Below are 10,852 nucleotides of genomic sequence, written 5' to 3'. Positions count from 1 at the left end.
GCCGCTCCCGGCGACCGCGTGCCGCCCGGCCGGGCCGTGGACGAGCGCGCCGCGGCTGCCCAGTGTGACAACGGCGAGCACTCCCGACCGCGCCAGCCCGGCCGCCGCCTCCTCCGCGTCCGCCGCACCGGTGAAGGCCGTCACCTCCGCCTCATTGCCGATGACCGTGCCCACGCCGTCCGCCAGCAGCCTTTCGAAACGCCGCCGGTGCGCGGCGACCAGCGCGCTGTCCGAGAGCGACAGGACCGGTGAGGCGCCCAGCGCGGTGGCCCGCCGTACGGCCGCACTCGCCACCTCCAGCCCGTCCTCGGCCGTCAGCAGATAGCCCTCCACCAGCAGCCCGTCACAGCGCAGCCCGCCGGCGAAGGCCGCCTCCATCCCGTCGTACAGCATCCGCAGCCGCCACGGCTCGCCCTGCCAGAGCAGGAAGGACCGGTCGCCGTCCGGCAGCAGGAGCACCAGGCACTGTCCCGTCGCGCCCGTAAGGGCCGGCTTCAGCGGTACGGCGACACCGCGGGCCGCGAGATCGTCCCTGACCGCCCGGCCGCGCCCGTCGTCCATCGAGGCGGTGAGGAGCGTCGCCCGCCCTCCGCCGGCCGCGAACGCGGCGCAGGTGTTCGCGGCGCTGCCGCCCGCCGAGAGGACGGCCGTGTCGCCGGATCCCGTCAGTTCGGACACCGTCGCGTCGAGTGCCGCGAGACTGACGAACGCCGCCGCCCCGGGAGCGACTCCCAGCCGCTCGCACACCCGCGGACACACCGCGACCACTATGTCGGCGAGTGTGTCGCCGACCGCCACGAGATGAGGGAGCGGCATCAGAAGTGCTCCACGAGATCCGCGAAACGGTCCAGTGACAGCAGCCGCTCGTGCTCCACCGGGACCGGCCGCTGTTCCAGCACCCAGGTGTCGGGATGCGGCACATGGACGGCGCGCAGCCCGGCGGTCAGCGCGGGAATGATGTCGGACTTCGGCGAGTTGCCGATCATCCAGGTCCGCTCCGCGTCCGCCTTCGCCTCCTCCACCACGGTGGTGTATGTCTCGGTGGTCTTCTCGGACACGATGACGACGTCCTCGAACAGCCCTCGCAGACCGGACGCCTCCACCTTCGCCGACTGCTCGTCGAAGTCGCCCTTGGTCAGCAGGATCAGCCGGTGCCTGGGCCGCAGATACGACAAGGTCTCGTGGACGCCGGGAATGATGACCGGAGCCTGCCGCAGAATGCGGTCGCCCAGCGCCGTGAGGACCCGCGCGTGTTCCTCGGACGCCTCCCTCGCGTGCACACGCCGGTAGCAGTCGTGCAGGCTGCGGACGAAACTCACCGCGCCGTAGCCGTACAGCTCGCAGTTGGCGGTCTCGATCTCGTCCAGAACACTCCGTAACTCCGTCCGTGTGAACGAGTCGTGGATCATCAGGTCGAGGAATTCCTCGATCGCCTGCTCGAAGTAGATGTTGTTCTCCCACAGTGTGTCGTCGCCGTCGACGAGCAGACACTGACTCTTCATCAGAGGGACCTCCAGCCCAGCCGGTTCAGTGCTCCTAGCCTGCCTCACCTACACGAGCTTGGGGATCACCTCTTCGGTGAGGAGCATGAACGAACTGTGGCTCAGCGGGGCGCACAACAGGTAGTGCAGACCGATGTCCGCCCGGAGGGACCGGATCTGCTCCGCCACCCGGTCAGGACCGCCGTGGATGATGACGTCGTCCACATACCGCTCGACCCGTGACCGACGGTCGCGCTCCGCCTGGTCCGGTGCCGCGGGGCGGATGCCCTTGGAGTACTTGCGCCGGGACGGATCGCTCATCGAGGCGACGGTCCACTCGGCACCGCGTACGGCGATCCGGCGGGCCTCCTCGTCGGTGGGCGCCACGGCGATCAGCCGCGCCATCGGGATGACCCGGCCGGCTGCCGGGTGGCCGGCGGCCGTCAGGCCCTTCAGATAGGCGGCGTACTTGGCGCCGATGTCGGCGTGCGAGGAGTGCGGATCCATGAGGATCGAGTAACCGGCCGACGCCGCCCAGGCGATGGCGTCGGGCGAGGAGGCGGCCAGCCAGACGGGCGGATGCGGCTGCTGGAGCGGCTTGGGCAGCACCTCGATGCCTTCGAACGTGTGGAAGTCACCGTGATAGGTGAGGCGTTCGTCCTGCCAGGCCCGCAGCACGATGTCCACGTTCTCCCGGAACAGCGCGTAGCTGCGGTCCAGATCGAGCCCGAAGACCTTGAACTCGCCCGGGTCGTTGCCGCGTCCCGCGCCCCAGTTGACCCGTCCGCCGGACACCATGTCCAGCAGCGCGATCTCCTCGGCGAGACGCAGTGGGTGGTACATCGCGGCCAGCGACACGGCGGTACCGATGCGCAGCCGCTCGGTTCTGGCGGCCACCAACGCTCCCATCATGCTCACCGAAGGCGACACCGAGTAGGTCGTGAAGTGGTGTTCGGCCAGCCACACCGCCTCGTACACACCGGACCGCTCCATGATGTCGATCCGGTCCAGCGCGCGGCTGTAGACGGTCGGCAGCGGCACCTTGCGGCCGGAGTTGGAGAAGAACTGGAGCACACCGAACTGGAGCCGTCCCCCGGCCGTCGCCATCCCGGTCACCCGAGCTTCGCCGTGCGCCGGTACGCCACGGCGGGATCGGTGAGGACATTGACGAGATACGGCACGCCGGAGGCGAAGGCGCGGCGCAGCGCCGGCGCGATGTCCCGCGGCCTGGTCACGGTTTCGCCGGCGCCGCCCAGCGCCTCGACCAGCAGGTCGTACCGGCTGTCGGGCCGCAGATCCGCGGCGACGTCCGAACCGTAGAGTTTTCGCATGGGATGCTTCTCCAGTCCCCAGATCCCGTTGTTCCCGACGACCATCACGACCGGCAGCTTGTGGCGCACCAGCGTGTCGACATCACTCGCGGAGAAGCCGAACGCGCCGTCGCCCAGCAGCAGCACCACCTGGCGGTCCGGGTACCGGAGCCGGGCCGCCGCCGCGTAGCCCGGTCCGTTGCCGAGGCATCCGAACGGACCGGGATCGAGCCAGCAGCCCGGACGGTGGGAGTCCAGGAGCCGTCCTGCGTACGACACGAAGTCACCGCCGTCGCAGACGACGACGGCGTCCTGGTCGAGCTGTGCGCGCAGTTCGCCGATGACCCGTGCCGGATGGACCGGTGCGTGCTCCGCCGTCAGTTCCGCATCCTCGGCGTGGCGCGCGGCCCGTTCCCGGTCCCGGAGCTGCCCGATCCACTCGTTGTGATCGAGCCGGTCGCCCGGCCAGAGCGCCATCGCGTCGAGGATCGCCGCGAGGTCGCCGGCCGGTGCCGCGGCCGTCGGGACATGAGTCGCCCGCTCGCCCGGATCGTCGACGACATGGACGATCCGCGCGTCCGGAAACCGCCCGAACGACAGCCGGAAGTCGAGCGGAGTGCCGACGACCACGACCGCGTCCGCCTCCTTCAGCGCGTCCCTGGTCCTGGCGAAGGCGAGTTCATGGCCCGGCGGCAGACAGCCGCGTCCCTGCCCGTTCATGAACGTGGGTACGCGCAGCGCCTCGACGCACCGGCGCAGGGCGTCCCAGGCGCCGCCCCACCACACATCACCGCCCGCGACGAGCACCGGCCGCCGTGCGGTGGCCACGATCTCGGCGGCCCTGGCGGTCTCCGCCGGATCGCCGGGATCCGCGGACACCGATGTGAGGGCCGGGAGTTGGACACTCGCCTGCCGGTGCATCACATCGATGGGAATGTCGAGGAAGACGGGACCGCGGTGCGGCGTGGCCGCCGTCGCCGCGGCCTCCTGGACGGCTGCGGCGATCGCGTCGGTACGGGTCACCGTGCCCGCCCGCTTGGTGACCGGCGCGACCAGCGGGACATGGTCGAACTCCTGGAGCGAACCGGATCCCCAGCGCCGCTGGGACGCCCGTCCCGCGAGCAGCACGAGCGGTGAGCCGTTGGCCTGGGCCGTGGCCAGGGCGCTGATGCCGTTGGTGACGCCCGGCCCGGCGGTCAGCAGCGCCACGCCCGGCCGCCGCGTCAGCTTGGCGAGGGCCTCCGCGGCGAAGACGGCCGTCTGCTCGTGGCGGACGTCGATGATCCGCATCCCGTCCTGCGCGGCGGCGTGCAGGACGGAGAAGATATGGCCGCCGGAGAGTGTGAACAGTGTGTCCACACCGACGGACCGCAGCGCCGCGACCGCCAGCCGCCCGCCCTCGCCCTCGACCGCCAGCCGCCCGCCCTCGCCCTCGACCGCCGTGGCCGTACTCACCGTTCCATCGCGAGGGTGCGACAAGCTGTTCCCGTCCATGCCCGCTCCGTCGGTCGGCTTCTCCTGTTATCGGGCTACTCGTGCTGCGGACTGCTCGCCCTGCCGGGCTACTCGCGCTGTGTCCCCACCCGTAGCTGGTTGAAGGGCACATCGCGGTCGGTCTCCGGCTCACGCGGCAGCCCGAGGACGCGTTCGCCGATCAGATTGCGCTGGATCTCGTCCGTACCGCCGGCGATCGACAGGGCCTGGACGGACAGGGCCATCTGCTGGAACGCACCGCCGCCGGTGGTCTCCTCGCCGGTCAGCAGGGACTCGGCGCCCAGCAGCGACAGACTGATGTCACGTGCCTGACGGCCCACGTCGGAGCCGGCGAGCTTGCCGAGGGAGACCTCGGGACCGGGCTTGCGTCCCTGTCTCCGGGCGGACCGCAGCAGCATGTTGCGCAGCCGGTTGGTCTCGTACGTCCCGTGCACGGCCGCGAGGCGCTGGCGGACCACCGGATCGTCGGAGCGGCCGACCTGCCGCGCCAGCGCGATCAGCGCCGGGGGAGTGCGGACACCGCGGACGACCGGCCGTTCCCGCTCCGCGGACCGGCTCTCCTCGGCCAGCTCCCGGATGCTGCGGTCGAGCATTCCGTTGCGCCGGCCCGGCGAGGCGATACGCGCCGGGCGCAGCACTCCGCCGCCGCCCACTTCCTCGCGTTCGTACGACACACTCGCCAGGGCCATCGGCCAGCCCTGGGCGAGACCGCCGACGAGCTGGTCCGGCGGTACGGCCACATCGGTGAGGAACACCTCGTTGAACGAGGCGCGTCCGTTCATCTGCCGGATCGGCCTTACCTCCACGCCCGGCTGGTCCAGGTCGACGACGAAGTAGCTGATCCCACGGCGTTTGGGTACGGCCGAGTCGGTCCTTGCCAGGGCCAGTCCGCGGTCCGCGCCCTCGGCCTCCCGGGACCACAGCTTCTGGCCGTTCAGCAGCCATCTCCGCCCGCTCCAGTCGGCGCGCAGCTGAAGGCTCGCCAGATCGGATCCGGCGCCCGGTTCACTGAAGAGCTGGCACCAGGACTCCGCGCCCGCGGCCAGCGCGGGCAGCCAGCGGCGGCGCTGCTCGTCGCTGCCGTACTCGATGAGGATCGGGCCGCCCACCATCTGGCCGACACCGCCCGGCGGTCCGAGCGCACCGGCCCGGGCGATCTCCTCGGTGATCTGCCGTGCTTCTTTCCTGCGCAGACCACGACCGCCCATTCCGGCGGGCCAGGTGGGAAATGCGAATCCGGCGGCGGCCAGCAATTTCCACCAGGCACCGACCGTCAGATCATCGCGCCAGTTCAGTCTGAGCCATTCCCTGGCTTCTTCAGGTAAATTACTTGTTAACTCGGAATCCGAATCCTGCGACACCCGTCACTCACCTCCGGAGCGTTCGGTGATAATTCCGCAGACCGTCCGACCGTGCCGAGCACTGGGAATTGGCCGGGCACCGGAAGAGCGCTGCCGGTGCTCAATGATCGAGTACCTTCGACGCGGGTATGCCGACCGAAGTCAGCATACCGACGCGCGAGACGACAGCAATACCAGGCATCGATTGAATATTCATCTGGCTTATATCGTTCGGCCCGCGCCCGGCCGGCGCGGGACGGAAACGGGCGGGTTCAGACGGCCGGCTGCCGTACTGACGCGCGTAGCAGCAGAGTGCCGACGAGACAGACGACGAGCACCGTGGGCGCCACGGCCCACCAGCCGCCCGCCGACAGCAGCACCAGACTGACCAGCGGCGGCCCGGCCAGCGAGCCGGCGCTGCCGATCTGTGCCAGCAGACCGTTGGCGACACTGATGTCGGACGGCCTGGACACGACCACCGGGATCATCGCGAACGCGGCGGCCACGACGAGTTCGTTGGCCAGGGCCACCAGCAGCGCGCCCGCCGCGCTGAGCCCGATCCCGCCGGACTGCTGGAACGCGACCGCCGCGCCCAGCGGCATCAGCAGGGCCGCGGCGAAGACATGCCGGGCCGCCACGCCGCGCCGCAGCAGCCAGCCGCTGAGAAAGCCGCCCACCGTGCCGATCAGCGACACGAGGCCGATCATGCTTCCCGCCGCAGCCATGGACGCGCCCAGCTTCTCGTGCAGATAGGTCGGCAGCAGGGAGACGACGGCGACGATCGTGCCACTGGCGGTGGCGAAGCCCAGCGCCAGCAGGACCGGCCTGCGCAGGGCACGCGCCCGCTCGCCCGGCGACTCGGCCACGGGCGGAGCGATCGGCTCGGTGGCACCGGACCCGGGCGTGCTCAGCGCGAACACGGCGGCGGCTCCCACGGCGAGCAGGACGCCCGACTGCGCGGCGAGCCAGCCGCGCCAGCCGAACGAGGTGGACAGCAGGCCGCCCGCGAACAGTCCCAGGGCCAGGCCGACCGGGAAGTAGGTGCCCCAGATGGCCAGTGCCGTGATCCGCCGGGCGCCGCCGCCCATCGCGATGATCACCGCGGGCGCGGCCACCACGACGGCGACATAGCCGACGCCCTCGATCAGCCGGGTGGCGATCATCGGCCCGAATCCGTCCACCCGTGACTCCACGAACCCGGCGGCGGCCATGACGGCACAGCCGGCCAGCAGCGTCCACCGCAGGGCGAGCCGTCCGATGAGATAGCTCACCGGGATGCCGAACAGCGCCGCCACCGCCGTGATCGAGGAGGTGACCAGAGACATCTGGTCGAGGGAGAGGCCCAGCGCGGCGCGCACGTCGACCGAGATCGGCGCCATCTTGCCGAGGCTGGTGGCCGCGAGAACCCCGCAGAGGTATACGAGTGCGAATGTCGACCAGTAGGTCCACGACCAGCGCGGAATATCCGGTTCCGAGGTGTCTTCCGGTGCCTCTTCCGGCACGTCGCCGGACGGTTCCGGTACCTTTGCGGCAGTTTTCGCGCCGGATCTCGCCGGCCGTTCGCTCAATCGCTTCTTCCCTAAGTACACAGGTCCGGCATCGTAGCCAAGACGCGGGTGCTCCGGCAACGCGGTCGTCCCGGCAAGGAGACGTCGCACGGCACCGAACTCCCGGTCCAGCCCATTATTGGCTGACTTTCGGACGTCCCATATCGACCGGGTCCATAATCAGGGGCAGGCACATATTCTGTCGGAGTGCCCGGCGGCAGTCGTCCGCCGAACCGCGAACCCGAACCGCGAACCCGAACCCGCCCGACGTCGGCATGGGAAGGGCTTATATGTCCAGTGGTCAGACGGATCTTCGACTCAAATACGGTCTGAATCCTCAGCAGGCCGAGGCCGTGGCGGCGACCACCGACGGCGGCCCGCTGCCCTTCACGGTCCTCAGCGGCACTCCCTCCACACTGAATCTGCTGGACGCGCTCCAGGGCTGGCAGCTCGTCCGGGCGGCCGACGCCGCTCTCGGGCTGCCCGCCGCGGCGTCGATCAAGCATGTCTCCCCGGCCGGCGCCGCCGTCGCCGGTGAGACCGACGCGGTGACGCGGGCGACGTTCGGGCTGGAGGACGAACCGTCCGCCGTGGCCGGCGCCTATGCGCGCGCCCGGGACTGTGATCCGCGCTCGTCGTACGGCGACCTGGTCGCCGTGTCCGACACGGTCGACATGGCCACCGCCCGGCTGCTGGCCCGGGTCGTCTCGGACGGCATCATCGCGCCGGACTTCGAGCCCGGAGTGGTCTCCGTACTGGCGCGCAAGAAGCGCGGAGCGTTTCTCGTCCTGCGGATGGATCCCGGGCACAAGCCGCCCGGCACGGAGGTCAGGGATGTCTTCGGAGTCCGGATCACCCAGGACGCGGATCCGCTCGTACTGGACGAGCAGGTGCTCGGCGAGGCCGGTGTGATGTCCGAGGAGCAGCGCCGCGACGCCGTGCTCGGTCTGATCGCGGCACGCTACGCGCAGTCCAACTCGGTGACGTACGTCGCCGGCGGCGCGACGATCGGCATCGGTACGGGACAGCAGTCGCGGGTGGACTGCGTCCGGCTGGCCGGGGAGAAGGCCGACCGGTGGCGGCTGCGCCGGCATCCGCGCGTGGCGGCCACCCGCTTCCCGGACGGTATGCCGCTCCAGGAGCGGGTCAACTGGGTGATGCGGCTGGTCGAAGGCGGCCTGAGCCCGCGGGAGTCGGCCGCGCTCGCGCGCTTTCCCGGGCCCGTGCGGGCGCTCGGCGCCGAGGAGAAGCGCGACTGGCTGCCGGGGAAGACACCGTGCGTCCTTGCCTCCGACGCCTATCTGCCGTTCCGCGACAACGTCGACGTCGCGGCCCGGCACGGAGTGCGCGGCATCGTGGAGGGCGGCGGATCACGCCGGAGCGAGGACGTCGAAACGGCCTGCGAGGAGCACGGCATCGCGCTGGTCCGCACCGGACTGCGGTTGTTCCACCACTGACCGGGGGAGCGGAATGCCGAACAGACCACCGGCCGGTCATGAACCACCGGCCGACTGTCAACCAGTGCCCGGCTTCGACGACTTACAGATCGAGGACCTGGTCGGGAGGCGCAGCCTGAAGTGGGCGCGGCACGGCCCCGGCGTGCTCGGCGCCTGGATCGCGGAGATGGACTTCGCACTGGCGCCCGCGATCCGCCGGGCACTGCACGACGCGGTCGAGCGCGGCGAGACCGGGTATCCGCTCCGCGACATCCGTACGGGACTGCCCTCTGCCTGTGCCGACTGGCTCCGGCGGACCTTCGGCTGGTCGGTCCCGGCCGAGTGGATCTTCCTGCTGCCCGATGTGGTCACCGGGATCGGACTCGGTATCAGCGCCTACAGCAGGCCCGGCAGCGCCGTGGTGGTGCCCACGCCCGCCTATCCGCCGTTCTTCGAGATCGCCGCGGCGGAGGGCCGCGAGGTGGTAGAGGTGGCGATGGTGTCCGACGGCGGCCGGCCCGTACTGGACATCGAGGCGATCGACACGGCGCTCGCGGACGGCGCGGGGACGGTGCTGCTGTGCAATCCGCACAATCCCATGGGGCGAGTCTTCACCAGAGCCGAACTGCTGGCCCTGAGCCGGTGTGTCGAAGCCCGGGGCGCCCGCGTCATAGCCGACGAGATCCACGCGCCGCTCGTCTACCCGGGCCATGAGCATGTGCCCTATGCCTCCCTCTCGCCCGAGGCCGCCGCGCACACCATCACGCTGACCTCCGCCTCCAAGGGCTGGAACACCGCGGGCCTCAAGTGCGCCCAGGCCATTCTGACCAGCGAGCAGGACGTGGTGCGATGGCGCACACTGCCGTTCCACTCCCGGCACGGAGCGAGCACCTTCGGTATCGTCGCCGGCCTCGCCTCGTACACCGAAGGCGACTCCTGGCGGCAGGACGCGCTCCGCCATCTCGACGCCAACCGCCGGTTCCTGACCCGGGTCCTGGCGGACGAGCTGCCCATGATCGGCTATCGGCAGCCCGAAGCCACCTATCTGGCCTGGCTCGACTGCAGGAGCCTCGGACTTGACGATCCGTCAGGACACGTGCTGCGGCAGGGCGGTGTCGCACTGAGCGACGGAGCGGTATTTGGAGCGGCCGGGCGCGGCTTCGTCCGGATCAACTTCGCGACCTCGCGGGCCATCCTCGAACGCATCGTCACCGCACTCGTCGCGTCCCTCCGCGCTCTGCCCGGGCGGGACGCGTGAACGCCCAGCATGTTCGGCCTCCGTAGGCCGCCTCCGTACGCCACCTCCGTACGACCTGTTCACACGAGCCCGGGATGGTAGTCATGTCAACGGGAATCAAGCACGACGCCCTCTTCGCGACCTCGGTCGAAGTGGTCTGTACGGTCAACGGCCGGCCGGTCCGGCTGCTGCTGGATCCACGCGAGTCCCTGCTCGACGTGGTGCGCGAGCGGTTGGCGCTGACCGGCACCAAGAAGGGCTGCGACCAGGGCCAGTGCGGTGCCTGTACGGTCCATCTCGACGGGCGCCGGGTCCTGGCGTGTCTGACACCGGCGGTCCACGCACAGGACGCGGACGTCCTGACGATCGAAGGGCTGGCGGAACCGGACGGCACACCGCATCCGGTGCAGCAGGCGTTCATCGACCATGACGCCTTGCAGTGCGGATACTGCACACCGGGCCAGATCATGTCGGCGGTGGCGTGCATAGCCGAGGGCCACGCCGGCAACGACGACCAGATCCGGGAGTATCTGAGCGGCAATCTCTGCCGCTGCGGCGCTTATCCGGGAATCCTGGCCGCGGTCCAGCAGGCCGCCCGCGCCGCCGCGGAGGGCTGAGCCGATGCGGCCGTTCGGCTACGCCGCGCCGGCCACCCTCGCGGAGGCCGTCGAGGCCCTGGCGGCCGGCGGGCCAGGCACCAAGGTCCTGGCCGGCGGCACCACGCTGTACGACCTGATGAAACTGGGCGTCGAGCGGCCGACCGCCGTGGTCGACATCCACCACCTCGCCGAACTGGCCGGCTTCGACACCACGGGAGGTGACGAACTCGTCTTCGGAGCCGGTGCGCGGCTGGCGGACCTGGCCGAGGACCCGGTCCTGCGGCGCGACTGTCCGGCGCTGGCCGAGTCGCTGGCCAAGGCCGCCTCCCAGCAGTTGCGCAACAGCGCCACGGCGGGCGGCAGTCTGCTCCAGCGCACCCGGTGCGGCTACTTCCGCGGCGGGCCGCC

General features: G+C 70.6%; 10 protein-coding genes. 4 read left to right on the top strand and 6 right to left on the bottom strand.

Features of this window, described 5'->3' with window-relative positions; translation table 11 throughout:
* The 6 genes from GA0115259_RS21525 to GA0115259_RS21500 form a co-directional block, all read right to left on the bottom strand.
* Positions 1-816: PfkB family carbohydrate kinase (locus GA0115259_RS21525; RefSeq protein WP_093599699.1), on the bottom strand; the 816-nt coding region annotated here is incomplete at its 3' end.
* A complete protein-coding gene (locus GA0115259_RS21520; protein ID WP_093599696.1) occupies positions 816-1,502 on the bottom strand; it encodes an HAD family hydrolase in 687 nt (228 codons plus the stop codon). The genes GA0115259_RS21525 and GA0115259_RS21520, both read right to left, overlap by 1 nt.
* Before the next feature lie 48 nt (positions 1,503-1,550).
* Positions 1,551-2,588, bottom strand: coding sequence for an LLM class flavin-dependent oxidoreductase (locus tag GA0115259_RS21515; protein ID WP_093599693.1), 1,038 nt, complete (start codon positions 2,586-2,588; stop codon positions 1,551-1,553).
* A gap of 5 nt (positions 2,589-2,593) precedes the next feature.
* Entirely contained in the window at positions 2,594-4,246 is a 1,653-nt protein-coding gene (locus GA0115259_RS21510; RefSeq protein WP_202450213.1) for an acetolactate synthase, read from the bottom strand.
* A gap of 107 nt (positions 4,247-4,353) precedes the next feature.
* On the bottom strand, positions 4,354-5,646 hold the full coding sequence (locus tag GA0115259_RS21505; RefSeq protein WP_093599687.1) for an acyl-CoA dehydrogenase family protein: 1,293 nt from the start codon (positions 5,644-5,646) through the stop codon (positions 4,354-4,356).
* 251 nt (positions 5,647-5,897) lie between these two features.
* A complete protein-coding gene (locus GA0115259_RS21500) occupies positions 5,898-7,127 on the bottom strand; it encodes an MFS transporter (RefSeq protein WP_093599684.1) in 1,230 nt (409 codons plus the stop codon).
* Positions 7,128-7,462: 335 nt separating this feature from the next.
* Here GA0115259_RS21500 and GA0115259_RS21495 point away from each other — a divergent pair, with 335 nt between their 5' ends.
* The 4 genes from GA0115259_RS21495 to GA0115259_RS21480 form a co-directional block, all read left to right on the top strand.
* Positions 7,463-8,629 carry a phosphoribosylaminoimidazolecarboxamide formyltransferase gene (locus tag GA0115259_RS21495; RefSeq protein WP_093599681.1) on the top strand — a complete coding sequence of 389 codons (1,167 nt, stop codon included), beginning with the start codon at positions 7,463-7,465 and terminating at the stop codon, positions 8,627-8,629.
* A 64-nt stretch (positions 8,630-8,693) separates the two neighbouring features.
* Complete coding sequence (locus tag GA0115259_RS21490) at positions 8,694-9,866, top strand: MalY/PatB family protein (RefSeq protein ID WP_202450212.1); 1,173 nt, start codon at positions 8,694-8,696, stop codon at positions 9,864-9,866.
* An 83-nt stretch (positions 9,867-9,949) separates the two neighbouring features.
* Positions 9,950-10,462 (top strand): (2Fe-2S)-binding protein, encoded by a 513-nt coding sequence (locus tag GA0115259_RS21485; protein ID WP_093599675.1) that lies wholly within the window; start codon positions 9,950-9,952, stop codon positions 10,460-10,462.
* A 4-nt stretch (positions 10,463-10,466) separates the two neighbouring features.
* Positions 10,467-10,852 (top strand): FAD binding domain-containing protein (locus GA0115259_RS21480; protein WP_176732610.1); only part of this gene is annotated, 386 nt, incomplete at its 3' end.

The sequence above is a fragment of the Streptomyces sp. MnatMP-M17 genome (genome assembly GCF_900091995.1).
Classification (GTDB): Bacteria; Actinomycetota; Actinomycetes; order Streptomycetales; family Streptomycetaceae; genus Streptomyces.
This window is presented reverse-complemented; position numbering and strand designations above follow the sequence as displayed.

What these genes read in the sequence shown, in the direction of transcription:
- GA0115259_RS21485 (WP_093599675.1), top strand. Translation starts at nt 9,950, where the DNA reads ATGTCAACGGGAATCAAGCACGACGCCCTCTTCGCGACCTCGGTCGAA.
- GA0115259_RS21520 (WP_093599696.1), bottom strand. Translation starts at nt 1,502, where the DNA reads ATGAAGAGTCAGTGTCTGCTCGTCGACGGCGACGACACACTGTGGGAG.
- GA0115259_RS21495 (WP_093599681.1), top strand. Translation starts at nt 7,463, where the DNA reads ATGTCCAGTGGTCAGACGGATCTTCGACTCAAATACGGTCTGAATCCT.
- GA0115259_RS21515 (WP_093599693.1), bottom strand. Translation starts at nt 2,588, where the DNA reads ATGGCGACGGCCGGGGGACGGCTCCAGTTCGGTGTGCTCCAGTTCTTC.